25 protein-coding genes are annotated in these 26,352 nt (G+C 61.7%); 17 read left to right on the top strand and 8 right to left on the bottom strand.

Going from position 1 to position 26,352, the window contains the following annotated elements; translation table 11 throughout:
* The first annotated feature begins 198 nt into the window (after positions 1-198).
* Positions 199-4,500, top strand: a complete 4,302-nt coding sequence (locus tag LNV08_RS18340; protein ID WP_263535187.1) for a response regulator — start codon at positions 199-201, stop codon at positions 4,498-4,500.
* A 66-nt stretch (positions 4,501-4,566) separates the two neighbouring features.
* Positions 4,567-5,220 (top strand): DedA family protein, encoded by a 654-nt coding sequence (locus tag LNV08_RS18335; protein ID WP_263535186.1) that lies wholly within the window; start codon positions 4,567-4,569, stop codon positions 5,218-5,220.
* A 91-nt stretch (positions 5,221-5,311) separates the two neighbouring features.
* On the opposite strand, the gene LNV08_RS18330 is transcribed toward LNV08_RS18335, so the two are convergent.
* Both LNV08_RS18330 and tsaE read right to left on the bottom strand, forming a co-directional pair.
* Positions 5,312-6,700: an N-acetylmuramoyl-L-alanine amidase gene (locus tag LNV08_RS18330; protein WP_263535185.1), complete on the bottom strand. Its 1,389-nt coding sequence runs from the start codon at positions 6,698-6,700 to the stop codon at positions 5,312-5,314.
* Positions 6,697-7,182 carry a tRNA (adenosine(37)-N6)-threonylcarbamoyltransferase complex ATPase subunit type 1 TsaE gene (gene tsaE / locus LNV08_RS18325; protein WP_263535184.1) on the bottom strand — a complete coding sequence of 162 codons (486 nt, stop codon included), beginning with the start codon at positions 7,180-7,182 and terminating at the stop codon, positions 6,697-6,699. The genes LNV08_RS18330 and tsaE overlap by 4 nt, the downstream gene beginning before the upstream one ends.
* 24 nt (positions 7,183-7,206) lie before the next feature.
* On the opposite strand from tsaE, the gene queG reads away from it, so the two are divergent.
* The 3 genes from queG (at position 7,207) to xerD (ending at position 10,272) form a co-directional block, all read left to right on the top strand.
* A complete protein-coding gene (queG, locus tag LNV08_RS18320) occupies positions 7,207-8,316 on the top strand; it encodes a tRNA epoxyqueuosine(34) reductase QueG (protein ID WP_263535183.1) in 1,110 nt (369 codons plus the stop codon).
* Between the two features lie 64 nt (positions 8,317-8,380).
* Positions 8,381-9,358, top strand: a complete 978-nt coding sequence (locus tag LNV08_RS18315; protein ID WP_263535182.1) for a tripartite tricarboxylate transporter substrate binding protein BugE — start codon at positions 8,381-8,383, stop codon at positions 9,356-9,358.
* The gene (gene xerD, locus LNV08_RS18310) at positions 9,355-10,272 is read left to right on the top strand and encodes a site-specific tyrosine recombinase XerD (protein WP_263535181.1); all 918 of its coding nucleotides are present in this window, start codon (positions 9,355-9,357) and stop codon (positions 10,270-10,272) included. The genes LNV08_RS18315 and xerD overlap by 4 nt, the downstream gene beginning before the upstream one ends.
* An 8-nt stretch (positions 10,273-10,280) precedes the next feature.
* Here the strand turns inward: xerD and LNV08_RS18305 are convergent, their stop codons facing one another.
* Entirely contained in the window at positions 10,281-10,754 is a 474-nt protein-coding gene (locus LNV08_RS18305) for an Lrp/AsnC family transcriptional regulator (RefSeq protein ID WP_263535180.1), read from the bottom strand.
* Between the two features lie 86 nt (positions 10,755-10,840).
* On the opposite strand from LNV08_RS18305, the gene LNV08_RS18300 reads away from it, so the two are divergent.
* Both LNV08_RS18300 and aceA read left to right on the top strand, forming a co-directional pair.
* The gene (locus LNV08_RS18300; protein WP_263535179.1) at positions 10,841-11,443 is read left to right on the top strand and encodes a MarC family protein; all 603 of its coding nucleotides are present in this window, start codon (positions 10,841-10,843) and stop codon (positions 11,441-11,443) included.
* A 323-nt stretch (positions 11,444-11,766) separates the two neighbouring features.
* Complete coding sequence (aceA, locus tag LNV08_RS18295) at positions 11,767-13,065, top strand: isocitrate lyase (protein WP_409993970.1); 1,299 nt, start codon at positions 11,767-11,769, stop codon at positions 13,063-13,065.
* Positions 13,066-13,184: 119 nt separating this feature from the next.
* Here the strand turns inward: aceA and LNV08_RS18290 are convergent, their stop codons facing one another.
* Complete coding sequence (locus LNV08_RS18290; protein WP_263535178.1) at positions 13,185-14,339, bottom strand: iron-containing alcohol dehydrogenase; 1,155 nt, start codon at positions 14,337-14,339, stop codon at positions 13,185-13,187.
* A 90-nt stretch (positions 14,340-14,429) separates the two neighbouring features.
* Between LNV08_RS18290 and LNV08_RS18285 the strand changes: the two genes are divergently transcribed.
* Positions 14,430-15,338 carry an alpha/beta hydrolase gene (locus LNV08_RS18285; protein ID WP_263535338.1) on the top strand — a complete coding sequence of 303 codons (909 nt, stop codon included), beginning with the start codon at positions 14,430-14,432 and terminating at the stop codon, positions 15,336-15,338.
* 37 nt (positions 15,339-15,375) lie between these two features.
* On the opposite strand, the gene LNV08_RS18280 is transcribed toward LNV08_RS18285, so the two are convergent.
* On the bottom strand, positions 15,376-15,639 hold the full coding sequence (locus LNV08_RS18280) for a DUF4936 family protein (protein ID WP_263535177.1): 264 nt from the start codon (positions 15,637-15,639) through the stop codon (positions 15,376-15,378).
* Entirely contained in the window at positions 15,636-16,577 is a 942-nt protein-coding gene (locus LNV08_RS18275; protein ID WP_263535176.1) for a YgfZ/GcvT domain-containing protein, read from the bottom strand. Before LNV08_RS18275 ends, LNV08_RS18280 begins: the two co-directional genes overlap by 4 nt.
* Positions 16,578-16,630: 53 nt before the next feature.
* On the opposite strand from LNV08_RS18275, the gene mltG reads away from it, so the two are divergent.
* The 7 genes from mltG to LNV08_RS18240 all read left to right on the top strand — a co-directional run bounded on the left by mltG (position 16,631) and on the right by LNV08_RS18240 (position 21,667).
* On the top strand, positions 16,631-17,623 hold the full coding sequence (gene mltG / locus LNV08_RS18270; protein ID WP_263535175.1) for an endolytic transglycosylase MltG: 993 nt from the start codon (positions 16,631-16,633) through the stop codon (positions 17,621-17,623).
* A gap of 15 nt (positions 17,624-17,638) precedes the next feature.
* The gene (tmk, locus tag LNV08_RS18265) at positions 17,639-18,250 is read left to right on the top strand and encodes a dTMP kinase (RefSeq protein ID WP_263535174.1); all 612 of its coding nucleotides are present in this window, start codon (positions 17,639-17,641) and stop codon (positions 18,248-18,250) included.
* A complete protein-coding gene (locus tag LNV08_RS18260; RefSeq protein ID WP_263535173.1) occupies positions 18,244-19,284 on the top strand; it encodes a DNA polymerase III subunit delta' in 1,041 nt (346 codons plus the stop codon). The genes tmk and LNV08_RS18260 overlap by 7 nt, the downstream gene beginning before the upstream one ends.
* 54 nt (positions 19,285-19,338) lie before the next feature.
* Positions 19,339-19,761: a PilZ domain-containing protein gene (locus tag LNV08_RS18255; protein ID WP_263535172.1), complete on the top strand. Its 423-nt coding sequence runs from the start codon at positions 19,339-19,341 to the stop codon at positions 19,759-19,761.
* Positions 19,762-19,825: 64 nt separating this feature from the next.
* Positions 19,826-20,605, top strand: a complete 780-nt coding sequence (locus LNV08_RS18250; protein ID WP_263535171.1) for a TatD family hydrolase — start codon at positions 19,826-19,828, stop codon at positions 20,603-20,605.
* Between the two features lie 20 nt (positions 20,606-20,625).
* Positions 20,626-21,273, top strand: coding sequence for an ankyrin repeat domain-containing protein (locus LNV08_RS18245; protein WP_263535170.1), 648 nt, complete (start codon positions 20,626-20,628; stop codon positions 21,271-21,273).
* A 160-nt stretch (positions 21,274-21,433) separates the two neighbouring features.
* Positions 21,434-21,667 (top strand): hypothetical protein, encoded by a 234-nt coding sequence (locus tag LNV08_RS18240; protein ID WP_263535169.1) that lies wholly within the window; start codon positions 21,434-21,436, stop codon positions 21,665-21,667.
* Between the two features lie 40 nt (positions 21,668-21,707).
* Here LNV08_RS18240 and rsxB read toward each other — a convergent pair whose 3' ends face one another.
* Together rsxB and LNV08_RS18230 are read right to left on the bottom strand one after the other, a co-directional pair.
* A complete protein-coding gene (gene rsxB, locus LNV08_RS18235) occupies positions 21,708-22,391 on the bottom strand; it encodes an electron transport complex subunit RsxB (RefSeq protein WP_263535168.1) in 684 nt (227 codons plus the stop codon).
* Positions 22,388-23,743, bottom strand: coding sequence for a polyhydroxyalkanoate depolymerase (locus tag LNV08_RS18230; RefSeq protein ID WP_263535167.1), 1,356 nt, complete (start codon positions 23,741-23,743; stop codon positions 22,388-22,390). Before LNV08_RS18230 ends, rsxB begins: the two co-directional genes overlap by 4 nt.
* On the opposite strand from LNV08_RS18230, the gene LNV08_RS18225 reads away from it, so the two are divergent.
* Together LNV08_RS18225 and uvrB are read left to right on the top strand one after the other, a co-directional pair.
* Positions 23,717-23,917: a hypothetical protein gene (locus LNV08_RS18225; RefSeq protein WP_263535343.1), complete on the top strand. Its 201-nt coding sequence runs from the start codon at positions 23,717-23,719 to the stop codon at positions 23,915-23,917. The two genes, LNV08_RS18230 and LNV08_RS18225, sit on opposite strands and share 27 nt — an antisense overlap.
* 208 nt (positions 23,918-24,125) lie before the next feature.
* The gene (gene uvrB / locus LNV08_RS18220) at positions 24,126-26,228 is read left to right on the top strand and encodes an excinuclease ABC subunit UvrB (RefSeq protein ID WP_263535166.1); all 2,103 of its coding nucleotides are present in this window, start codon (positions 24,126-24,128) and stop codon (positions 26,226-26,228) included.
* Positions 26,229-26,352 lie beyond the last annotated feature (124 nt).

Raw genomic sequence — 26,352 nt, 5'->3', positions numbered from 1 at the left:
AAGATGACTGTTGCTGCACCCTGGGGTGTCAATGTGCTGTGCCTGCCCTGAAAGAGCAAAGCAAAACAAAACAGGCCATGATAAAAACGTTCGAAGCAGATCAATCAGCCCGCTTGGATCATCTATGCGCAGCCTCAGCTTTACAGTGATGGATCGAGACAAAGGCTTGTCAGCGCGTGCCGCCGGGGATTTGGCGGCATGACCACGCCCGAGCTTCATTGGTTCGATGAGGCCCCGGATGGGCGGGACGAACTGTTCGCTGCGCTCAATCAGCACTCGATCGTGTCCATTGCCGATGCCTCCGGTCGCATCATCATGGCCAATGAGCAGTTTTGCCGCATCAGTGGCTATAGCCAGGCGGAACTGCTGGGGCAAGACCACCGCATCGTCAATTCGGGCCATCAGCCGCCGGGCTTTTGGGCCGAGGTCTGGCGCCAGATCGCCGCCGGTACGGCCTGGCGCGGTGAAATCTGCAACCGCAACAAAAACGGCGGGCTGTACTGGGTCGACACCTTGATATCACCCGTCATGGGGCCTGAAGGCAAGGTGCAGCGCTACATCTCCATACGCACAGATGTGACGGCGGCCGCGATGGCGGCACGCGAACTCGGGCGCGAGCGCCTGGCGCTGCGAAACATCATCGATGGCACCCATGCGGGCACCTGGGAGTGGAATGTCGAGACCGGCGAGACCAAGTTCAACCACCGCTGGGCCGAAATCGTCGGCTACTCGCTGGAAGAATTGGGCGCCACCACCATAGAAACCTGGAGCAGCTTCAACCATCCGGACGACATCACTCGCTCGGCCGTGTTGCTGGGCAAGCATTTTGATGACCAGACGCCGGCCTATGAGTTTGAAGGTCGCATGCGGCACAAGAACGGCAGCTGGATTTGGGCTCAGTCCAGGGGCAAGCTCTTCAGCCGCAGCGAGGACGGCCGGCCGCGCTGGATGGCCGGCACCCTGATTGACATCACCGCTCGCAAATTGGCTGAAGCCGAGCTGCATGACAGTCGCACCTTCTTGGACCGTACGGCCAGAATCAGCGGCATGGGTGGCTGGGCGCTGGACCTGCTGACGCAAGAGGTGCAGTGGTCGGACCAGACCTGCTTGATTCATGAAGTGGAGCCGGGCTACCGGCCCAGCTATGCCGACAGTCAAAGGCCGTTCTCGCAGGCTTCGCGTTTGTTGTTGGATGCCGCCCTCAAAGCCGGCATTGCGAACGGCGCAGGCTTCGATCTCGAACTGCCCTTCACCACCTTCAAGGGGCGCGCCACCTGGGTGCGTGCGGTGGGCGAGGTGGAATTCAATGACCATGGCCCCTTTCGCCTGGTCGGGACCTTGCAAGACATCAGCGTGCGGCGCCGGATTGATGCCGAGTTGATACGCAGCACCGAACTGCTGCGCGGCTCGATCGAGGCGCTGGACGGCTCTTTTGTCTTGTTCGACCCGGACGACAAGATGGTGCTGTGCAATCAGAGTTTTGTGCAGCTGTTCGACTACGCACCCGGCCTGATCGTGCCCGGTGTGAGCTTCGAGACCATGATGCGGGTGGGTGCAGAGAGCGGCAAGTTTCCCGACGCCCTAGGCCGGGTTGAAGAATGGGTGGCCGAGCGCGTGGCCCTGCATCGGACCGGCAACAGCAGCTTGGTGCAGCGCCTGGCCGACGGGCGCAGCGTGCGCAATGTGGAGCGCCGCATGGCCGACGGCCATATCGTGGGCCTGCGCCTGGACGTGACCGAATTGGTGTCGGCGACCGAAGCGGCACAGGAGGCCTCGCAGTACAAGAGCAATTTCGTGGCCAATATGAGCCACGAAATCCGCACACCGATGAACGCCATTCTGGGCATGCTGACCTTGTTGCGGCGCACCGACCTGACGCCCCGCCAGGCCGACTACGCGGCCAAGACCGAGGGGGCTGCGCGTTCGCTCCTGGGCCTGCTGAATGAAATCCTGGACTTCTCCAAGGTCGAGGCCGGAAAGATGAGTCTGGACGTGCAGGCTTTCAGCATGGAGCAGCTCTTGGCCGACTTGGCGGTCATTTTGTCTGCCAATTTGGGCGATAAGCCGGTTGAGCTGCTGTTCGATATCGACAGCGAGCTGCCGGATCAATTGCTCGGCGACGCGATGCGCTTGCAGCAGGTGCTGATCAATCTGTGCGGCAATGCCATCAAGTTCACGGCGGCCGGAGAGGTCGTGCTGGCGGCGACGCTGCTCTCAAGAGACGCCAATTCGGTGACGCTGGATATTGCGGTCAGGGACTCCGGCATTGGCATCGCGCCGGAGAACCATGCGCGTATCTTCAGCGGCTTCTCGCAGGCCGAGGCCTCGACCTCACGCCGCTTTGGTGGCACCGGCTTGGGGGTGGCCATCAGCCAGCGCCTGGTCGCGCTGATGGGCGGGGAGCTGAGGCTGCAAAGCAGCTTGGGGCAGGGCAGCTGCTTTTCATTCAGCTTGACGCTGCCCTTGGCGGCGGCCTTGCCCGACGCCCTGCCAAATCCTGCGGCGGCCTTGCCCGACGCCCTGCCAAATCCTGCGGCTGCCTTGCCCGGCGCTGCGTCAAATTTGGTGAAGACTGGGGCAGGGGCTGAGGTGGCACTGCTTGACCCGCAAACCCCATCAAGCCAGCCCATCTTGATCATCGAAGAGAACGCCGGCGCTCGCGCTGTGCTGGCCCGTATGTTGACAGGAATGCAGTGGGCGCACATCGTGGCGGCCAATTTGGAGCAGGGCCTGACGGTCTTGGGCGAACTGCAAGCGGGGGGGCGCAAATGCCGCGCTGTCTTGCTGGATTGGCGCAGCGGCGCGGCAGCCAGCGAGCAAGCAGGCTGGAGCGCGCTGCAGCGCTTGCGGGAGATCAGCTCACATCAACAGCAAGCCTTGCCGATTGCCGCCCTGGTGACGGCGCTGGATCAGGAATTGATGTCCAAGCACAGCGCGCAAGAGCAGGCCGGCATTGATTTGGTGCTGCTCAAGCCGCTGACCGCCGCCACCTTGCGCCGCGCTTTACTGGCGCATGAGCATAGGCTGGCGCACCTCACAGCAGGTGCCGAGCCGCAGCTGGACAAAGCGCGGCTTGCGACCGATCCGCAAGCCTTGGGGGGCATGCGCCTGCTGGTGGTCGATGACAATTTGAACAACCAGCAACTGGCCAAGGAGTTGCTTGAAGATGCTGGCGCACGGGTCGATGTGGCTGGCGATGGTCAGCAGGCGGTCGATATGCTGCGCGCCGACCCGCAGGCCTACCGGGTCGTGCTGATGGACATGCTGATGCCGGTAATGGACGGTGTGACGGCCTGCCTGATCATTCGCAATGATTTGGGCCTCGCCGATTTGCCGATTGTGGCGATGACGGCCAATGCCCTGGCTTCCGACCGGCGCGACTGCCTGGCTGCCGGCATGAACGAGCACATTGCCAAGCCCTTTGAGGTAGACAAACTTGTTGCCATGCTCTTGCAACTGGACGCAGGCAGGCTGGCCAAGCAAGCGGGCCACGTGATTGCGCCGCCGGCCCAGGCCAAGGCAGCCGCTGCTGCGTCGCTCGCGCCTAGTCAGGCACCAGCCCCAAGCCAGCCCGTTCCATCTGCCCCGACGGCAGCCCCGGCTGAACGCGTGTTTCCGACCTTGGCGGTGCCGGCCGATTTGCGCGCGATGGCCGCCGCCCAGGGCTTTGATGTGCAAAGTGCGATGGACCGAATGATGGGCAAGGTCGGGCTGTTTCAGCGCATGGCCGCTTCGCTGGCAGCCAGCGCCGTGCAATTGCCCGAGCAGCTGCGCGCGCTGCTGCAGGCCGAAGACTATGCGGCGGCCACGATTGCCGTGCACAGCTTCAAGGGCTTGGTGGCCACGCTGGGCGGCGACGCCCTGGCCAAGCTGGCTGCGGCCGGCGAGGCCCAGCTCAAACAAAACCTGGCGCCTGATGAAGCTTGGTTGGCCGAGTTCGCCACCCAAAGCGCCGCAGGTGCGGCCGCGCTGGAGTCGCTGTCGGCAGCGTTGCAAGGATTGAAGCCGACGGCGCCGGCGCTTAAGAGCAGTGTTGCGGCGCTGCCGGCCGCCACGCCGGCGCCAGCCCCCATAGCGCCGAGCGTGGCTGTGGACACGGCTGCGCCGCGGCGGCGCTTGGCCGCCATGCGCTTGCTGCTGGTGGAAGATAACCTCAACAATCAGCAGATCGCGCTGGAGTTGTTGGAAGACGAGGGTGCCCGCGTGCAGGTCGCCAACGATGGGCAGGAAGCGCTGGAAAAATTGGCCGCAGGCCGCGATTCATTCGATCTGGTGCTGATGGATCTGCAAATGCCGGTGATGGACGGCTTCACGGCCACCCACCACATTCGGGCCGATCTGGGCCTGACGGCCTTGCCCATCATCGCCTTGACGGCCAATGCCCTGGACAGCGACCGCGCGGCTTGCTTGGCCGCCGGCATGAACGAGCATATGGGCAAGCCTTTTGATATCAATAGGCTGGTCGAATTGCTGCTGAAACTGCGCCGCCCGAAGGACTGAGTGCGGCTCTTCGATAGACCCGGGCGCTTCCTTGGCTGTCACAAGCTTGCCGCATAATCCCGCGCCATGGAACTTATTAGCACCCTGATCGACTTCATTGTCCACGTTGATCGCCATCTGGCGTCTTTTGTAGCTCACTATGGCGCATGGATCTATGGTTTGTTGTTCTTGATTATTTTTGTTGAAACCGGCTTGGTGGTGATGCCGTTTTTGCCGGGCGACTCCTTGCTCTTCGTGGTCGGCGCACTTTGCGGTGCTGGCTTGGTTAATTTGCCCCTGGTGCTGGCGATATTGTTGGTGGCAGCGATTCTGGGTGATCAATGCAATTACTCGATCGGGCGCTTTATCGGCCCCAAGGTGTTCAAGTGGGAGCAATCGCGCTTTTTCAACCGCAGGGCATTCGACGCCGCGCATGAGTTTTACGAGCGCAATGGCGCGGTCACCATCATCATTGCGCGCTTCATGCCCTTTGTGCGCACCTTCGCGCCTTTTGTCGCGGGTGTGGCCGAGATGGACCGGGCGAAATTTACGCTCTATAACGTCATCGGCGCGCTGATCTGGGTGCTCGGCATCACGCTGGCAGGCTATTGGTTCGGCAATCTGGCCTGGGTGCAGACGAATCTGAGCAAGATCATCTGGGCCATGATCATCATCCCGGGGCTGATCGCGATTTACGGGGGCTGGAAGGCGCGCAAGGCAGAAAAGGTCAAGGCCGCTTGATTGCCTGAATGGCCCAGTTGGCCCACTCGGCCCACTCGGCCCACTTAGGCAGCTTGGCCACATTTGAAGCGGGCAAACGACTTTGCCCCGCTCAGGTCAGCGCCCTATGCCGTGCCAGTGGCGGATTCTTGGCAAAGTAACGCGCAATACCGGTGGCCAGGGCCTCGACCAATTCGCCCTGGTAGGCCGGGTCGCGCAGCTTGGCTTCTTCTTCAGGGTTGGAGATAAAGGCCGTTTCAACCAGGATGGATGGCACATCCGGTGCCTTCAGCACGGCAAATCCGGCCTGCTCGACCTTGCGCTTATGCAGATTGCCGACTCGGCCGATCTGGCCCAGCACCTCGTGGCCCAGCTTGAGGCTATCCTTGATCTGTGCGGTGGTGCTCATGTCCAACATGGCCTTCAACACACCGGCATCCTTGACCGCGCCGACATTCACGCCGCCGACCAAGTCGGCTGCGTTTTCTTTGTTGGCTATCCATTTAGCGGCTTGGCTGCTGGCAGCGCCGTCGCTCAGCACGAACACCGAGGCGCCGCGCGCCTGTGGGGTGAAAAACGCATCGGCATGCAGAGACACGAACAGATCGGCCTGCACACGGCGCGCTTTGTTGACCCGCTCATGCAGGGGCACAAAGAAGTCGGCGTCGCGGGTCATCATGACGCGAATATTCGGGTTGCTGTTGAGGCGGTCGCGCAGCTTCAAGCCCACTGCCAGCACCACATCTTTTTCGCGTAAGCCTGTGGGGCCGATGGCGCCGGGGTCTTCGCCGCCATGGCCAGGGTCCAGTGCAATCACGATCAGGCGGTCCAGTTTGGCCTGGCTAAAGCCGGGCAGCGCATCCGTTTTGGCGCTCGCCGCCGAGGCCGCAGGGAAGGGCGGCAGCGGCACCGGCGTTTGCACGACCAAGGGCGGCGGCACGGGCGGCAGCTTTGTCGAGTTGGGTTTGTCGATGCGGCCTATCAACTCGCCCAAGGCGTCTTGCACCGACTGCGCGGCAGCTTGCTCGGCCTGCTCCTTTTCGCGGATCAGGGCCAGCAAGGGGTCGGCGGCTTGTTGGGGGTAGAGGTCGAACACCAGCCGGTGCTGGTAGGAGGCGACCGGCGCCAGGGTGAAAATTTGCGGCGCGACCGGCTGTTTCAAATCAAGCACCAGTCGCACGACCCTTGGGGTGTTCTGGCCGACTCTGACGCCGCCGATAAACGGGTCGTCGGCGCGCACCTTGCCCAGCAGCTCGCGCAGGCCGGCGTTCAGCTCCAGGCCTTCGATATCTATCACCAGGCGGTCGGGGTTCTCGACCAGAAAATGTTTGGCCTGTAGCGGCTTGTCGGACTCCAGCGTGACCCGGCTGTAGTCGCTGGCGGGCCAGACACGCACGGCGATGATGCTGCTGAAGCTGCCAGCTGCCATCGCTGTCGCAGGCAAGCGCAGGGCCAAAGCCAGCGCGCCCATGGCCCGCAGGGCGGTGCGCCGCGCGCTCATGGGCTTGTCCTTAAAGCTTGCAGCATCTGCTGCCCCCAAGCGCTGCCGGCGATGAGGCGCACGCTGCGGCTGTCGTTGGCCCCGACATCGAGCCAGATCTGCAAATCGGCCGGGGGCAACACACCACTGGCCTTTTCGGGCCATTCACTGAGCTTCAGTCCAGGCGCGGCAAAGATGTCGCGAAAGCCGGCGTCTTCCCATTCGCGCGGGTCGTTGAAACGATAGAAATCAAAGTGGCTAACTTCGCCGACCCGTGGCGCCGTGCTGCTCACGTCATAACTTTCCATCACCGCGTAGCTGGGGCTTTTGATGCGGCCCTCCACACCTAAGGCGCGCAGCAGATGCCGCACCAGGCTGGTCTTGCCAGCGCCGAGCTGGCCGTGCAGCTCGATGCTGGCGTTGATCGACTCGGTGCCGGCGCATAGGGCGTTTGCAAAAGACTGCGCAAAAGCCTCGCAGGCGGCCTCATTGGGCCAAAGCAATGACTGAGTTTCTAGAATGCGCAAATGACGCAAGCTCCACAGAAGATGAATGACGAGATCGATGCAAAGACCTTGGCCGAACTGCTGGAGCAGCTGCGCGGCTGGGCGCTTGAGTTGGGATTCTCCCAGATCGGCGTGGCCGATATTGATTTGAGCTCGGCCGAGCCCGGTTTGCTGGCTTGGCTGGAGGCCGGCTTTCACGGCCAGATGCACTATATGCAGGCGCATGGGCTCAAGCGCGCCAGGCCAGCCGAGCTGGTGCCGGGCACGGTGCGGGTGCTGACGGCAAGGATGGACTATTTGCCGCGCGACACATCAGCCGAATGGCAGGCCATCGAGTGGGCGGGGCTGGCCGACCCGCAGCGCGCGCAGTTGTCGATCTATGCCCGAGGGCGCGACTATCACAAGGTCTTGCGCAACCGCTTGCAACAGTTGGCGACCCAGCTGGCCGGTCTGATCGGCCCTTTTGGCCATCGCGCGTTCACCGATTCTGCGCCGGTGCTGGAGGTCGAGCTGGCCTCGCGATCCGGCCTGGGTTGGCGCGGCAAACACACGCTGACCCTGCACCGTGAGGCTGGCTCTATGTTTTTTCTGGGCGAGATTTATGTCGACCTGCCGCTGCCGCTGAGCGAGGCCGTTACGGCCCACTGTGGGCAATGCACGGCCTGCGTCGATGTGTGCCCGACCCAGGCCATCGTGGCACCTTACCGGGTCGATGCGCGGCGCTGCATTTCATATCTGACCATCGAGCATGCCGGGCCGATTCCGCTCGAACTGAGGCCCTTGATCGGCAACCGCATCTATGGCTGCGATGACTGTCAATTGATCTGCCCTTGGAACAAGTTCGCCCAAAAAACTTCGCTGGCCGATTTTGATGCGCGCGAGGCCTTGGCAGCACCCGGGCTGCTGCAGCTCTGGGTCTGGAGCGAGGCAGAGTTTTTGAGCCGCACTGAGGGCTCGGCCATCCGCCGCATTGGGTATGAACGCTGGCAGCGCAACTTGGCCGTGGCGATGGGCAATGCTTTGCGTGCCCAGGAGCATGGCGAGATGCGCGCGGCCTTGCTACAAGCTCGCGCCGGCGCCGGCGAGCTGGTGAGTGAACATATTGACTGGGCCTTGGCGGCAAACAGGTGACGCAGCTTGTGGCATGCTTGGTGCCGCAAACTTAGCGCAGCGAAAGCCTCAACCGGAGTCAAGCATGAATCGTCGCAATTGGGTGTCGGGTACAAGTCTTTTGGTTTTGAGCCTGGCCGGCCTGCAGCCAGCCTTGGCGCAGACCTATCCGAACAAGCCGGTGCGCTTGGTCGTTCCTTTTGCGCCAGGAGGAACGACCGACATCGTGGCTCGCGTGGTGGCAGAGAAACTTCATCTGGCCTTGGGCCAGACCGTGATGGTGGAAAACAAGGCCGGTGGTGGCGGCACGATCGGTGCCGGTGAGACTGTCAAGGCGGCGCCAGATGGCTACTCCTTGGGCATGGCCACGGTGTCGACGACGGCCGCCAACCCGGCCATCAATCCAAAGATCGCCTACAACCCCATCACCGATTTCACGCCCATCATCAATGTGGCGGCCACGCCCAATGTGATCGCCGTGCATCCCTCGTTTCCGGCACGGGATTACAAAGGCTTTTTGGCCGAGCTGAAGGCCAACCCCGGTAAGTACAGCTTCTCCAGCAGCGGCACCGGCGGTATCGGGCATTTGCAGATGGAGCTTTACAAGAGTTTGGCCGGTGTATATGTCATCCATATTCCCTACCGGGGCGCCGGCCCGGCGCTCAACGACACGGTGGCCGGCCAAGTTCCGATGATTTTTGACAATCTGCCCTCGGCCTTGCCCTTCATCAAAGACGGCCGCTTGATCCCCATCGTCGTCGCCGCGCCGCAGCGCCTGAGCCAGCTGCCCAATGTGCCGACCTTCAAGGAAGTGGGCCTGGAGCCGGTCAACCGAATGGCTTATTACGGGATCTACGGCCCCAAGGGCCTGTCCAAAGAGGTGGTCGACAAGGTCCATGCTGCGGTCAAGAAGACCGTGGAGTTGCCCGACGTGAAAAAGCGTATCGAGGACACCGGCTCCATCATTTTGGCCAACACCCCCGAGCAATTTGCCGCTCAGATCAAGGCCGAGTTTGAGGTCTACAAGTCCGTGGTGGCCCAGCAAAAGCTCAAGCTGGAGTGACGACGCCAGCTTCCAAGGCTGCCGCCAGCCAACAAGCGATCAATGGCTTTGTTGAGGCCTTGTGGCTTGAGGACGGTTTGGCCGCCAATACCTTGGAGGCTTACCGGCGCGACCTGAGCCTGTTGGCCGACTGGCTGTTGGCGCAGCCGGACGCAAAAGCCTTGGATCAATGCCGGGAGCCGGACCTGCTGGCCTATGCCAGCGCTCGTCACGCGGGCAGCCGGGCCACCAGTTCAAACCGGCGCCTGAGTGTGTTCAAGCGCTATTTCCGCTGGGCCTTGCGCGAACAGCGAATTCAGGCCGACCCGACGTTGCGCTTGCAAAACGCGCGCCAAGCGCTGCGTGTTCCTAAGCTTTTGAGCCAACAGCAAGTCGAGTTGCTACTGGCCGCGCCCGACACCACGACCGCGCTGGGTTTGCGTGATCGCGCGATGCTGGAGCTGATGTATGCCAGCGGCCTGCGCGTGACCGAGCTGGTGACGCTCAAGAGCGTGCATGTCGGCTTCAAGGAGGCGGCACTGCGCATCACAGGCAAGGGCTCGAAAGAGCGCTTGGTGCCTTTCGGCGAGGAGGCGCATGGCTGGCTGATGCGCTATTTGCAAGAAGCCAGGTCCAATTTGCTCAAAGGGCTGCGCTGCGATGAACTCTTCGTGACCGTGCGCGGCACCGGCATGACCCGGCAGATGTTCTGGACCCTGGTGAAGAAATACGCCATAGCGGCCGGCATCACCAGCCCCCTGTCGCCCCACACCTTGCGGCATGCATTCGCCACCCATTTGCTCAACCACGGTGCCGATTTGCGCGCGGTGCAATTGCTCTTGGGTCATGCCGATTTGTCAACCACACAGATCTACACCCATGTGGCGCGTGAACGGCTCAAAGCTATTCACGCCCAACATCACCCGCGGGGTTGAACTCGAATTCAGTCCCGTACCGGCAGCGGCGAGGGCGGCTTGATTTCCTCGAGGCAAATCATCGAGCGCACATCATCGACGCCCTTGATTTGCATCAGCCTGTCGGTCAAGAACTGCGACAGTGACTTCAGGTCTTGCGCTACCACCTTGAGCAGATAGTCGCAGTCGCCCGAGACCGTATGGCATTCGAGGATCTCCGGGAAGTCCCGGATCAAGGTTTCGACCTCGCGGACGCGGTCAAAGGCCTCGCCGGCGATGTTCAGGCTCACATAAGCCGTGACGCCCAGACCCAGCGTCTGCGGGGCGACCAAGGCGCGGTAGCCGCGCAGCACGCCGCGCTCCTCCAGTGACTTGACCCGCCGAAAGCATTGCGGCGCCGACAAATGAATTTGAGCCGCCAATTCCACATTGGAGGCCCGTCCATCGCGCTGCAGCACTTCAATAATCTTGCGGTCGATGGCGTCTAGCTTTTCTGTGGTCATGGCGGTCATCATTGTTTTTCTTCAACGGAAGGATTTCGGCCGAAGGATAGCTGCCCGAGCGGCTCGGTGGCGGCGACAATCGTGCCATGGACCATAGCTTTCTCTCCGCCTTCATTCTGCTTTTGCTGGTTTTGGACCCGCTCGGCAGCCTACCCATTTTTGTCTCCATCATGAAGTCCGTGCCCAAGGAGCGGCGCGCGCGGGTGGCCGGCCGTGAGGTCGGTATTGCCTCCATCGCGCTGCTTGCCTTTATGTTCTTTGGCGATGTGTTCTTGCGGGTGATGCACCTGTCCGAGCGATCGCTGGAAGTGGCAGGCGGGGTGATTTTGTTGATCATTGCGATCAAGATGATTTTTGGCGCCGCCGGCGAATCGGCCTATGGCCTGGAGCCGGGCAAAGAGCCTTTTATCTTTCCGCTGGCCGTGCCGCTGCTGGCTGGGCCGTCTGCGATGGCGACGGTGCTGCTGCTTTCTTCCCGTCAACCCGACCGTATCTGGGACTGGATCGGAGCCTTGCTGGCGGCGATGTGGGTGTCGGGTCTGACCCTGCTGATGGCCGACCGTATCCGCCGCCTGCTCGGCGATTCGGTCATCTCGGCGATTGAAAAGCTGATGGGCCTGGTGCTGACCGCGATTGCGGTTGAGATGGTGCTGGCGGGGTTGAAGCGCTATTTCGTGGGCGGTTTATAGGGATTTGTGGGTTGGACCTGACTCTGTGCCCAGAGGCTGCTCCGACCCCAACTGCTTGAGCGGGTTCTTGGCGCAGGCCTATTTCCCACGATGTGAAATCCCGCTTGCGCATCGTGAATTGCTGTGATGTTGCACTGCCGCATTTTTTCTCATCATGGGGAAAGTCTTTTCATAATCAGAAATGTTGTTCGTAAGTTGTTGTTTTATAAGGTTTAAGTATTTGGTCTTATATAAGACATAAGTCTTCCACTGCGGGCCGAAGAGGACTAAATTTAGATCCAGCAAGACGGTTTTTTCTTCCCTTAGCCAAGCAGGAGTTACTCATGACGACTTTGACCCGTGACCAGCAAATTGCCGCCCTCGAAAAAGACTGGGCCGAAAACCCACGTTGGAAGGGCATCACCCGTGGCTATAGCGCCGCCGACGTCGTGCGTCTGCGGGGCTCGCTGCAAGTCGAGCACACCTTGGCCAAGCGTGGCGCCAACAAGCTCTGGGGTCTGATCAACACCGAGCCCTTCGTCAACTCGCTCGGCGCCCTGACCGGCAACCAAGCGATGCAGCAGGTCAAGGCCGGCCTGAAGGCGATCTATCTGTCTGGCTGGCAGGTCGCCGGTGACGCCAACAGCAATGGCGAGATGTACCCCGATCAGTCGCTGTACTCGGTCGACTCGGTGCCCAAGGTCGTCAAGAAGATCAACGCCACGTTTGCTCGCGCTGACCAGATCCAGTGGTCTGAAGGCAAGAACGACATCGACTACTTCGCCCCTATCGTGGCCGATGCCGAAGCCGGTTTTGGTGGCGTGCTGAACGCGTTCGAGCTGATGAAGGCGATGATCGAAGCCGGTGCCGCCGGTGTTCACTTTGAAGACCAATTGGCCGCGGCCAAGAAATGCGGCCACATGGGCGGCAAGGTCTTGGTGCCGACACGTGAAGCCGTCTCCAAGCTGGTCGCAGCCCGCCTGGCCGCCGACGTGATGGGCACGCCTACCGTGTTGCTGGCCCGCACCGACGCCGAAGCCGGCGACCTGGTCACCAGCGATATCGACGACAACGACAAGCCGTTCTGCACCGGTGAGCGCACGGTCGAAGGCTTCTATCGCACCAACAACGGCATCGAGCAGGCGATCAGCCGTGGCTTGGCTTATGCCCCTTACGCCGACATGATCTGGTGCGAGACCGGCAAGCCCGACCTGGCATTCGCCAAGCAGTTTGCCGACGCCATCCATGCCAAGTTCCCCGGCAAGCTGCTGGCCTACAACTGCTCGCCTTCCTTCAACTGGAAGAAGAACCTCGACGACGCAACGATCGCCAAGTTTCAGCGCGAGTTGGGTGCGATGGGCTACAAGTTCCAGTTCATCACGCTGGCCGGCTTCCACAGCCTGAACCACTCGATGTTTGAGTTGGCCTACGGCTACGCTCGCAACAATATGAGCGCCTTCGTCGAGTTGCAGGAGAAGGAGTTCGCGGCGGCTGAGCGCGGCTTCACCGCCGTCAAGCATCAGCGCGAAGTCGGCACCGGCTACTTCGACGCCGTCACCACGACAATCGAACGCGAGGCCTCCACCGCTGCCTTGAAGGGTTCGACCGAAGATGAGCAGTTCTTCGACGCCAAGCATGGTTGATCAACTGATCAGCTGATCAACGCAAGCGAACTCACTTGAGTAGCAAAAGGCCCGGCAGTCGCCGGGCCTTTTTCAATTCTTCAAGCCCAAAAATCGCTTCGACCTTGCGGCGCTGCGCGTCAAAGAGATGCGTGCAGCATCTCCAGATAGTCAGCTGCACTGGCCTCGCGCGGGTTGGTTTTGTGACAATGATCGAGCAGGGCGGCTTTGATCACCGCGTCGAACAATTGCGGGTCAACGCCCAACGCGGCCAAGCCTGCCGGCAAGCCCAGCCTGGCGTTCATCGTACTGACGGCTTGCGCCAGGGCCACGCCGTCACCAGCGACAGCATCGCCCGACAAGCCCATGGCTTGCGCCATCCGTTGCAGCCGCTGTTCGCGCTGCATGCCGGGTGCCGCGGCATTGAAGCGAATCACCGCCGGCAGAAACACCGCATTGAGCGTGCCGTGATGCAGGCGCGGGTCGGCCGCGCCCAGCGCGTGGCTGAGCGAATGCACGCAGCCCAGGCCTTTTTGAAAGGCCAGCGCGCCCTGCATGCTGCAACTCATCATTTGCCAACGCGCCTCCCGGTCTTGCCCGTCCAGCGTGGCCCGTTCGATATGGGCCCAGCCGCGCCGCAGGCCATCCAGCGCGATACCGTCGGCCGGCGGGTTGATGGCGTCCGACATAAAGGTCTCCATGCAATGCGCGATCGCGTCCATGCCAGTGGCGGCCGTCAGGCGCGGCGGCAGGCTCAGCGTCAACTCAGGGTCGCACAGGGCGACCTTGGGCATCAAGACCCAGTTGTGAAAGCCAAGTTTGCGGCCATCGTCCACAATCAAAATCGCCCCGCGCGCAACCTCGCTGCCGGTGCCGGCGGTGGTGGGAACTGCGATCACTGGCAAGACTGCGGCTGTGATTTGCAGGCTGCCGCCCTCAATGGTGGCGTAGTTTTTCAAGGCGCCTTGGTGTGTGGCGGCGATCGCCACGCCTTTGGCCAAGTCCATGCTGGAGCCGCCGCCAATCGCAATCAGGCCGTCACAAAAGCCGTGATGGCATAGCTGCACGGCCCAGCGCACGGCGGCCTCGGTCGGATTGGCGGGGGTTTGGTCAAACACCGGCGGTGGATAGGCGCCCCAAGGTGCCAGCGCCTGTGCCAGCACGCCTGCCGAGCGTACGCCCATGTCGGTGATGACCAAGGGGCGATGGATGCCGGCCTGTTCGCAGAGCTGCGGCAGCATGGCGACCGCACCGAAATCGATGTGAATCTGGGTCAGATATTGAATCAAGGCCATGTGGAGTCCTGGGCTGATGGGAAAATCGCGGATTGGCCCCTAGCCTAAGCCCTGGAGTACTGTTTGAGTAGCACCTTGTTGACACCGAAGATGGCCGGCGTTTTGAACCGCATCTACCGCGCGAATCGGCCGGCCTTTCATAGCCTTAGCCCGAAGCAGGCGCGAATTGGCTATCTGATGGGTGCCGAGATTCTGGATTTGCCCCGTGCGCCGCTGGCTCGGGTCGAGAACTTTCAAGTGCCCGGGGCCGAGGGGCCGCTGGCCGCTCGGCTCTATGCCCCCAGCGACGCATGTTTGCCCGTCTTGCTTTATTTGCATGGCGGCGGCTTCACGATTGGCAGCCTGGATACCCATGACAGCCTATGCCGGCAATTGGCTCTGCGCAGCGGAGCGGCGGTCTTGTCGCTCAATTACCGGCTGGCGCCCGAGAACCGCTTCCCGGCGGCCGTCGATGATTGCTGGGCGGTCATGACTTGGTTGGCCAAAGCGGCTCCGAGCTTGGGGCTGGACGGCTCACGCCTTGCTGTTGGCGGCGACAGTGCGGGCGGCACGCTGGCTGCGGTCTGCGCGCTGCACGCGCGCGATATCGGTCTCAAGCTCGCCCTGCAGCTGCTGATCACGCCCGGCACCACGGCGCATGCCGACACCGCCTCGCACAAGCTGTTTGCCAATGGCTTCTTGCTCGACGCGGCGTCCATTGATTGGTTTTTCAACCATTACATTTCCCACCATCACAAGCGTGACTGGCGTTTTGCGCCGCTTGAAGCCGAAGACCATAGCGACTTGGCTCCAGCTTGCGTGTTGCTGGCCGAATGCGACCCCTTGGTTGATGAAGGCATTGCCTATGCCGATCTCCTGAGAGCCAATGGGGGGCAGGTTCAGTTGGAGCTGTTCCGGGGCGTGACGCATGACTTCATCAAGATGGGCCGGGCCATCCCCGAAGCCTTGACCGCGCTAGAGGCCTGCGGCCTTGCGCTGCGTCAGGCATTTGAGGCTTGACGGTTGAGCGAGCCCGCTCCTGGCGGGCATTTGACTCTCAGCGCAAGGGGCTGAAACGCTCGCTATGGCGGATGCCGCTGAGGTAAGGGCTCATGGCGACAGCCAGCCGTTGCTCGTCAGCTTGAGCGTTGGCGCCAGCATGAATTTCCATCCAGGTTTGCTCACCTGTCGTGCTGCCTTCACGACGCAGCAGCCTTGGGCATGGCCCGCTCAGGCCAAGCAAGGCTTGCTCAAAGGCCCGCAGGGCCGCATCAAGATTTGCGTCCAGCACCTTGTAGTAGACGTAAATCTCAACGCTCATTGCGGCTCTGTCAGCTCATAGGGCAGGGCGACCGGACGCAGCAGGTGGCCGTCTATCAAGCCCAGATGCAAGCTGCCGCTGGCGAGCGCGGCGATCTTGGTCTCGGCCAGCAGCAAGGCCCGGCCATCCTTGATGGCCACATTGGCCACCAGCCCGGCCGGTTGACCGGGGTCTTCGCTATGGAAAATCTCTTGGCCGGGCAAGACTTCCATACCCAAACCCGCCTCGGTCTCGAACAGGAAGGTGCGACGTTTCAGCGTGCCGCGGTACTGCATCCGCGCCACGACCTCTTGGCCGGGGTAGCAGCCTTTTTGGAAGTTGACGCCGCCCAGCAACTCCAGGTTCAACATCTGCGGCACGAATTGTTCGCTGGTGGCACTCAGCACCCAAGGCTGGCCACTGAGCAGCTCCAACCACTGCCAGTCGGCCTCGCTGATGACGGGCAGGGCCGGCGCGGCTGCCTGGGCGTCTTGCGCCAGCAAGAAGCGAGCTTGGCTTTCAAGGCCAGGCAATCGAATCACCCGGGCCCCAGCAATGTCGGCACAGGCCCAACGTTGCGACGGCGCCGCCTCGGCCAGCCAAGCCTGCGCCTCGGCGCCGCTCAAGCCCCAGAGTCCAATCTCGGCGCTGGCGTCGCTGAGCTTGCATTTCGCACGCATCACAAACATCGACAAGCGCTTGAGGACCGCTGGCAGCAGTTCCGCCGGCAGAGCCAGCAGCACTTCGCTCTCGCTCGTTTTCCAGCCTATCAATGTTGCGAGCAAACGCCCCTTTGCGGAGCAAAAGCCAGCCAAGCGCGCTTCATTGACGCCCAAGAGGGCAAAGTCCTGCGTCAGTTGGCTGTGCAAAAACTTGGCCGCTTCCTCGCCTTGGGCGCGGATCACGCCCCATTGCGTCAAGCGAGCGGCCCCGCCGATGTTGGTGCTGAATATAGTCATGGCGCGATTATCATCAGCCCCCGAATCAGGGCGTGGGCAAAAGGGTATTGGGAATGAAATTTTTAAGTAAATTGCTGGCGACCCTGTTTTTGCTTGCAGCAATCATGGGCGGAGCGATTTGGTGGTGGTTGCAAGCGCCGCTGAGTTTGGCCGCGCCCTCGGTCGAGCTCTCGATCGAGGCCGGCGCCTCGCCCCGGGAGGTGGCACAGGCCTGGGTCAATGCCGGTGTGCAGGCCGATGGGCGCTTGCTGTATGAATGGTTTCGCTGGTCGGGCCAAGCGCGCTTGATACGTGCCGGCAGCTACGAAATTCATCAAGGGGTGACACCGCGAGATTTGCTCGCCAAGATGGTGCGCGGTGACGAGGTGCTGGAGCAGCTGCGCCTGATCGAGGGCTGGACCTTTGCCCAGGTGCGCGCCGCGCTGGCCAAGGCTCCTGCGCTCAAGCAAAGCACGGCAGGACTGAGCGAGGCGCAATTGATGGCGCTGCTGGGCGCGCCCGAGCAGGCGGCGGAAGGACGCTTTTTTCCGGATACCTATGCCTATAGCCGGGGCGTTAGCGATCTGACCGTCTTGAAGCGCGCGCACAAAGCGATGCAAAAGCGTCTGGACGCCGCTTGGGCGGGTCGCAGCGAGGGCCTACCCTTGAAGAACCAAGACCAGGCCTTGATCCTCGCTTCCATCGTGGAAAAAGAAACTGGTGCCGCCGCCGACCGTGGCATGGTGGCGGCCGTCTTCATCAATCGTCTGCGCCTGGGCATGCCTTTGCAGACCGATCCGACGGTGATCTATGGCCTGGGCGCGGCCTTTGACGGCAATCTGCGCAAGCGTGATTTGCAGACCGACACGCCCTTCAACACCTACACGCGAGGCGGCTTGCCGCCAACGCCGATTGCGATGCCGGGCAATGCCTCGCTGCTGGCCGCGCTGCACCCGGCGCGCAGCCGGGCGCTGTATTTTGTGGCTCGCGGCGACGGCTCCAGCGAGTTCAGTGACGATCTGGCCGCGCATAATCGCGCGGTCAATAAATTCCAGCGCGGCAAGTAATCTAGATTGAAGCAAGTGACAGCCAGATTCATCACCTTTGAAGGCATAGACGGGGCCGGCAAGTCGACCCATATTGCGGCCCTGACCGAGCGCTTGAGTGCGCGCGGCGCCGTGGTCGTCAACACGCGCGAGCCTGGCGGCACCGAGCTGGCCGAGACCCTGCGTGGCCTGTTCCTGCACAGCGGCATGGACAGCTTGACCGAAGCGCTGCTGGTCTTCGCGGGCCGGCGCGACCATTTGCAGCGGGTGATCGAGCCGGCCTTGGCGGCCGGACAGACTGTGGTCTGTGACCGTTATACCGACGCCAGCTTCGCCTACCAGGGCGCCGGCCGGGGCATGGATCTGGCCGTGTTGACGACGCTGGAGCAATGGGTGCAAAACGGTCGCCAGCCCGACCTGACTCTGTGGTTCGACCTGCCGGCCGAGATGGCGGCGGCGCGCCGTGCGGCGGCGCGCGAGGCCGACCGCTTTGAGCAGCAGGATTTGGATTTTTTTGAGCGCGTGCGGGCGGGTTATGCCGCGCGAGCCGCTGGCGCGCCGCAGCGTTTCGCGCGCATCGATGCGAGCGTTTCGGTAGCCGAGGTGGCGGCGCAGATCAGCGCTGTGATGGAGTCGCGCGGGTGGTAGCCGGCACTCTGCAGCAAGTGCTGCCCTGGTTGGAGCAGCCCTTGAGCCAAGCGCTGGCGACGGTGCGCTCGCACGCCTTGCTGGTGCAAGGGCCGGCGGGCGTGGGTCAATTTGATTTGGCTTTGCTCTTGGCGCAGGCCTGGTTGTGTGAAGCGCATGGGGCGGGCGAACAGACCAGCCACGGCCCGGCCTGCGGACACTGTGCAAGTTGTTTGTTATTTCAGTCCCATACCCATCCGGACTTCCAGTTGCTGCTGCCCGATGCCCTGCGTGAGACGTTGGGCTGGGCGCAGGACAGCGAAACCGGCAGGGACGGTGAGCCCAAGGCTTCCAAAACCAAGCCCAGCCGCGAGATCAAGATCGATGCCGTGCGGGCGATGCTGGGCTTCACGCAGGTGACCTCAGCACGCGGCCGCGCCAAGGTGGTGGTGGTTTACCCTGCCGAGGCCTTGAACAATGTGGCGGCCAATGCCTTGCTCAAGACTCTGGAAGAACCCGGCGGCATGCTGCGCTTTGTCTTGGCCAGCAACTCGCCCGAGGGCTTGTTGCCGACCATTCGCAGCCGCTGCCAACCCTTGCCGCTGGGCCTGCCGGCGCAAAAACCTGCGCTGCAATGGCTGAGCGAGCAAGGGGTAGAGTGCGCAGACGTCTTGCTGATGGCCGCTGGCGGCCGCCCGCAAGAAGCCAAGGACTGGTTCGAGGCCGGCCTGCGGGCGAGTGTTTGGCAGCAGTTGCCCCAACGCCTGGCGCGAGGCGAAGCTGCCGCCTTGGCCGACTGGCCCGTCCCGCGTGCGATCGACGCCTTGCAGCGCCTCAGCCATGATCTGCTGCGGCGCTGCCACGGTGCACCGCCGAGCTATTTTGCGGCCGAGTTTTTGCCCGCGCCCAAGCTCACTGGACCGCTGCTCGGCTGGGACGCGGCACTGCGCCGCGCAGCCCGTCATGCCGAGCACCCTTTGAATGCCGGCTTGTTGATGGAGTCACTGTTTGCTCAAGGTCGACAAGCGCTGATGGACGCGTCGCCGCGCCGCTGATGAGCCGCGTTTTTCGATCGATGGCAAGGCAAGGCTTTCGCTACACTCGGCCTCATGAGTGATTCGCCTTCAAAACCAGCTACGGGCTCGCCTCCCGCCGGTCAAGCGGCCGCTGTAGGCGCTGTGGCCGCTGTGGGTGCGCGGCCCAGCGTGATTCAGTTGGCCTTCAAGGAAAAGGGCGCGCTTTACGCGGCCTATATGCCGGTTTTTATCGACGGCGGCTTGTTTGTGCCGACCACGCGCGACTATCGCCTGGGTGAAGACGTCTACCTGCTGCTGGCCTTGCCCGATGACAATCAGCGTTATCCAGTGGCGGGCAAGATCGCCTGGCTGACGCCGGCCAATGCTTCCGGCGGACGCACGCAGGGTATCGGCGTGCGCTTTCCTTCCGATGAAAAGAGCCGTTTGGTCAAGCTCAAGATCGAGGAGATTTTGGGCACGCAAATTTCTTCGTCCAAACCGACTCAGACAATTTGAGTCCTGCCTCTTTTAGCCTTGCGTCCTGGCACGCTTGGCAATGTTCCCCCATCTTTTGGCCTCTATGTTCATTGATTCCCACTGCCATCTGAGCTTTCCCGAACTGCACGCACGCTTGCCGGAAATTCTGACCGAAATGGCCGTCGCACAAGTCGAGCAGGCGGTCTGCATCTGCACCACGATGGAAGAATTCCCGCTCGTGCGCAGTTTGGCGCATCAGTACCCTCAGCTCTGGGCCACCGTGGGTGTGCACCCGGACAATGAGGATGTGCATGAGCCCAGCGTCGAGGAGTTGGTGGCGGGTGCGGCCGATCCCAAGGTGGTGGCGATAGGCGAAACTGGCCTCGACTATTACCGCCTCAACGGCCGCAGCATCGAGGTCGATATGGCGTGGCAGCGCGAGCGCTTTCGCACCCATATCCGCGCTGCGAAGCAGGCCGCCAAACCCCTGGTCATCCACACCCGCAGCAGCGCCGCAGACACCTTGCGCTTGCTGGACGAGGAGGGCGGTGAGCAGGCGGGCGGGGTGTTCCATTGCTTTGCCGAAAGCGTCGACGTGGCCCTGGCGGCCGTCGAGCGGGGCTATTACGTGTCCTTCTCCGGCATCCTGAGCTTCAAGAGCGCACAAGACTTGCGTGATGTGGCTGCGGCGCTGCCGCTGGAGCGATTGCTGATCGAAACCGACAGCCCCTACCTTGCGCCCGTGCCTTTTCGGGGACGCACCAACAGCCCGGCTTATGTGCCGCATGTCGGTGCGGCGCTGGCGGCGGTGAAAGGTGTGTCGATTGCAGAGTTGGCGGCGCAAACCTCGGCCAACTGCCGGCGCTTGTTTGGCTTGAATTGAAGAAAAAAAAGGGGCAATCGATGAAGACTCGCAGCATAGGGGTGTTGTTGGCGCTCGGTATGGCCATCACCGGCGCTAGCTTGGCGGCACCGATTGATGATTTGGTTTTGGCGGCCGAATTGAATGATGGCTACACCGTGTCAAAGATTTTGCAGCGCGGCACGGACCCCAATAAGCCCGATGCACGTGGCCGTTATGCAATGAACATTGCGCTGCGTGAGGATTCGGACAAGGCCTTGGACAGTTTGCTGGCCCACCCGCAGCTGGACATTCTGGCCGTCAATGCGAACGGCGAATCTGCGCTGATGCTGGCGGCCATCAAGGGTAAGCTGGACTGGGTGCAGAAGATCGTCAAAAAAGGCGCGCCCGTCAATACCGCCGGTTGGACACCGCTGCATTACGCCTGCAGCGGGCCGGACAACGGTGTGGCCGTCTGGCTGCTGAGTCAGGGCGCGGACATCAATGCCCGTTCGCCCAATGGCAGCACGCCTCTGATGATGGCGGTGCGCTATGGCGCGATAGATCTGCCGGCAGCACTGCTGAAGGCCGGTGCCGATGTCCATATTCGCAATGATCAAGGCCTCACAGCGGCTGACTTTGCCGGCACTGCCGGCAGGGATGAATTGAAGGCCAAGCTGCTCAAGCTGATGGCCAAGTCGGGCAGCTGATTGCGAGTGCCGTGCCGGGGCCGCACCGGCCTTGGCCCGACAGCCTCCTAGGAGTTTGCCTGACACGCATATTGGCGCGGCCCCGACTATGCCTAACTGCTCCCGCTCCCTAAAGTTACTTACATCTTGAAACGTAAGTCGAACCTAACGGAGCATCACCATGTTGAGCACCCAATTTGCAAGCGCCTTGTACAGCCCTTTCGCCATGCTGCTCAACCCGGAGGAGGTGGTGTCGGCGATGGAGCATTCCGAGTTACTCAACCGTCTGCACAGCCGGGTTTACCGTCCGCTGGACAAGCCGCTGATTCCCAAGGGTCAGTTTGCTGCGGCCGACTTTGACCGCCTGATCGATGAGACCCCTGATGAGCTGGAATTGGCAGAGCTCGTGATGTGACGAGCCTATCGACCGGCCTTGATGCTGGACGGGCTGTCGCTTAGCCCAGCCGCTTGGCGCGAGCGCGCGCCAGTGCCGCTTCGATGACGGCACGTTTTGCGTCCAGGGCCGTGGCTTCGGTGAGTTTGGAAGCCGCCGCCAGATCGACCAGCTTGGCCTCGGCCTTGGCGACCAGGCGAGCGCTGTTTTCTTGCTCGCCACGGGCCAATTTGAGTTGATGAAAGCGATAACGCTCGCGGGCGGCATCTGCTTGACTCTCGCCCCAGGCGGCCCAGCCGCTGAGCTCGGGTTTGAGACTCAGCAACGAGATGCAGTCGACCGGGCAGGCCGACACGCATAACTCGCAGCCTGTGCATTGATCGTTGACGACCACATGCATTTGTTTGGGCGCGCCGACGATGCAGTCCACCGGGCAGGCCTTGATGCACATGGTGCAGCCTATGCACCAAGCCTCATCAATAACAGCCAGTTTCAACGGGCCTTCTTGGCCATGCGCCGCGCTCAAAGGCAGGGCAGCGCGCCCGGTAATCGCGGCCAAGCGCTCGATGCCCTCGGCGCCACCGGGCGGGCATTGGTTGATGCCCGCCTCACCGTTCGCCACCGCTACCGCATAAGCATGGCAGTCCGGGAAGCCGCAGCGTGTGCATTGGGTCTGCGGCAATGCCGCGTCAATCTCCCCGACCAAACGCTGCAGCTCGACTGCAGTTGAAGCTAGTCTCGTCAAGTGCTTGATTTGCTTTTGGTCTTACGGGCCGGCTCGGAGGTTGGGGCAGGGCTGGCCGCAGGCGTCTGGACCGGGCTAGCTGCAGGCCTTTGGCCAGCAAGCACGGCGTCCGGACGGTCATACTTGCTGATGAAGGCTTGCACCTCGGGGTAGACATTCTCGCGCCAGCGTCGGCCCGAAAAGATACCGTAATGGCCAGCGCCCACGGCGTCGTAATGGTATTGGTGAACGCTTGAAACTCCAGAGCACAGCTCATGCGCGGCGCGGGTCTGGCCGGCACCGGAGATGTCATCGCGCTCGCCTTCCACTGTCAGCAAGGCGGTGGTGGTGATGTCCTGCGGGCGCACCAACTGACCCTTGACCATCCAGGTGCCGTTGACCAGGGCAAAGTCCTGGAACACGGTCTTGATGGTGTCGAGGTAGTACTCGGCCGGCATGTCGAGCACGGCGTTGTACTCGTCATAGAACTGGCGGTGCGAATCGGCGCTTTCGTCGTCGCCGCGCATCAGGTCGAGGAAGTAGTCGTAATGCGAGCTCATATGCACATTCGGGTTCATCGCGACGAAACCGGTGTGCTGCAAGAAGCCTGGGTAAACCGCCCGACCCGAACCCGGGAAGTTGGTCGGTACGCGGTAAATCACATTGTTTTCGAACCAGCTATAGGGCTTGTTCATGGCCAGATTGTTGACGGCGGTGGGGCTCTTGCGTGCGTCGATCGGGCCACCCATCATGGTCATGCTGCGCGGTGTTTGCTCACCGCTGGAGGCCATCAGCGAGATGGCGGCTAGCACCGGCACGGTCGGCTGGCAGACCGAAATCACATGGCAGTCCGGGCCCACCAAGCGGATGAATTCCTGCACATAGGCAATGTAGTCATCCAGATGGAAGGCGCCGACTTCCTTGGGCACCATGCGGGCATCTGTCCAATCGGTAATGAAGACCTTGTGGTCTTTGAGCAGTTGGCGCACGGTGTCGCGCAGCAAAGTGCTGTGATGGCCAGACAGCGGTGCCACCACCAGCACAGTGGGCTGATCCTTCATCTTGGACAGAACGGCCAAATCGTCGGTGTAGCGCTTGAAGCGCAGCAGGCGGCAAAAAGGCTTGGTCAGCGGCACCAGTTCCTGAACTGCCACTTCCACGCCGTCCACGTTGACGCCACGGATCCCAAATTCCGGTTTTTCGTAGTCCTTGGCCAAGCGATGCATCAGATCCAGACCTGCCGACACCCGTTGCGAAATCGGCGAATGCGAGAACGGCGACAGAGGGTGGTTATAGAGCTTGGCTGAGGCGCTGGAGAACTCCGCAAACGGGCTCATCAAAGCGCGTTGAGTTTCAAAAAGCTGATACAGCATGTTTTGCCCTTGGGTTCAAGTGAGGTGTTGGCGGCTGGCCGTCGCAAGCGTTGTGTGCCTGATATTGCCACATTTTGTGCGCTGCAACATTTTATGATCAATTCGCTTGCGCTGCGCTTGCAATTGCTCGACTCAGCAGCAGGGAGAAATACCGAAACCGGCGCAAACGCTTAGGAAGCGGTTCGAGAGCGGTGCCGGAATTATGGCGGTGTGCCGCCCGCGCTTTCGGTCGAATAACCCTGTAAAGACTCGGCTGCTGACAATACGGTGGCAGCATCAAGAGCCCTCTTGGGTGACGCGCTGGCCGCGTCTGCGCTAATCTGTCGGGTTGCGCATGCTGCCTCCTTGAGGCGGGTGGGCGCCAAATTCCAGGGAATACCCGATGCAAGATTCAGATCGCCTCATAGACAAAAACGCCGCTCAAGCGGACGCGCCGGACGACGCTCCGAAAGGGGAGTTCGTGTCTTTCGAGGGTTCGCCATTCCAGTTGTTTCAGCCTTTTCCGCCCGCCGGCGATCAGCCGGCTGCGATAGCCAAGCTGGTCGAAGGCATCAATGATGGCCTGAGTTTTCAGACCCTTTTGGGCGTGACCGGCTCGGGCAAGACCTTCACGATGGCCAATGTGATCGCGCGCTTGGGCCGCCCGGCCATCATCTTCGCGCCCAACAAGACCTTGGCGGCGCAGTTGTATGGCGAGTTCCGCGATTTCTTTCCGAACAACGCGGTCGAATATTTCGTCAGCTATTACGACTACTACCAGCCCGAAGCCTATGTGCCGCAGCGCGACCTGTTCATCGAAAAGGACAGTGCGATCAACGAGCATATCGAGCAGCTGCGCCTTTCCGCGACCAAGAGCTTGATGGAGCGGCGTGATGTGGTGATCGTGGCCTCGGTGTCGGCGATCTACGGTATCGGCAACCCGGTTGACTATCACCAGATGGTGATGACGCTACGTACCGGCGACAAGATGGGCCAGCGGGACGTGATTGCCCAGTTGATCCGCATGCAGTACACCCGCAACGAGGTCGAGTTCAGCCGCGGTGCGTTCCGGGTGCGCGGCGACACCATTGATGTGTTCCCGGCCGAGCATTCGGAGTTGGCGCTGCGCATCGAGCTGTTTGACGATGAAGTCGAAACCTTGCAACTCTTTGATCCGCTGACCGGCAAGATCCGCCAGAAGATCCCGCGCTTCACGGTCTACCCGAGCAGCCATTACGTGACGCCGCGCGAGCGCGTGCTGGCCGCGATGGACGGCATCAAGGAGGAGTTGCGTCAGCGCCTGGGGGAGTTCATCAAGGACGGCAAATTGGTTGAGGCGCAGCGCCTGGAGCAGCGCACCCGCTTTGACTTGGAAATGCTCAACGAGGTCGGCCACTGCAAGGGCATCGAGAACTACACCCGCCATATCTCCGGCGCTCAGCCCGGCGAAGCGCCGCCGACCTTGGTCGACTATCTGGCCAAAGATGCCTTGATGTTCCTGGATGAAAGCCATGTGCTGATCGGCCAGTTCGGCGGCATGTACAACGGCGACCGGGCGCGCAAATCGACCTTGGTCGAATATGGTTTTCGCCTGCCTTCGGCGCTGGACAATCGGCCGCTCAAGTTCGCCGAATTCGAGCGCAAGATGCGCCAGGCGGTGTTTGTGTCGGCGACACCGGCCGCTTATGAGCAGGAGAACTCCGGCCAGGTGGTGGAGCAGGTAGTGCGCCCCACCGGCCTGGTCGACCCGCTGGTTGAAGTGCGGCCGGCCACCCATCAGGTGGATGACGTGCTGCAAGAAATCCGTGAGCGGGTCGAGGTGAATGAGCGGGTCTTGATCACGACCTTGACCAAGCGCATGGCCGAACAACTGACCGATTACTTGAGCGACAACGGCTGCAAGGTGCGCTACTTGCACTCGGACGTCGACACGGTCGAGCGGGTGGAAATTCTTCGCGACCTGCGCCTGGGCGTGTTTGACGTGCTGGTCGGCATCAACTTGCTGCGCGAAGGTCTGGACATTCCTGAGGTCTCGCTGGTGGCGATTCTGGACGCCGACAAGGAAGGCTTTTTGCGTTCCGAGCGCAGCTTAATTCAGACCATTGGCCGGGCGGCGCGCAATCTGCGCGGCAAGGCAATTCTGTATGCCGACCGCATCACCGAGTCAATGAAAAAGGCGATGGGCGAAACCCAGCGCAGGCGCACCAAGCAATTGGCCTTCAATGAGGCCAATGGCATCACGCCGCGCAGCATCAACAAGCGCATCAAGGACATGATCGACGGCGTCTACTCCGAGAAGAGCGGCCGCGATGATCAAAAGCTGCTGCAAGTGGCGGCGGTGGAGCAAATGAGCGAGAAGGATCTCAGCAAGCGCATGGGCTTGCTGGAGAAGCAGATGTTGGAACATGCACGCAACCTCGAATTCGAGAAGGCCGCGCGGGTGCGCGATCAGCTGGCTCAGCTGCGCGAGCAGGCGTTCGGCGCCGTCGTGCACGACCATCTATAGCCCTTCAAGGACCTGGTTTTTTTACCGCTCCAGCAAGTTTGGTAATAATTGAGTAAAATAGTCGGAATTGATCAAGGGTAAACCCGTTTTGCAGGTTTAGCCGGGATCGGGCGGCTCAGGTGCT

This window comes from Paucibacter sp. TC2R-5, assembly GCF_025717605.1.
Lineage (GTDB): Bacteria > Pseudomonadota > Gammaproteobacteria > Burkholderiales > Burkholderiaceae_C > Paucibacter_A > Paucibacter_A albus.
The sequence above is the reverse complement of the archived record's forward strand: the minus strand, read 5'-3'. Positions and strand labels throughout refer to the sequence as shown.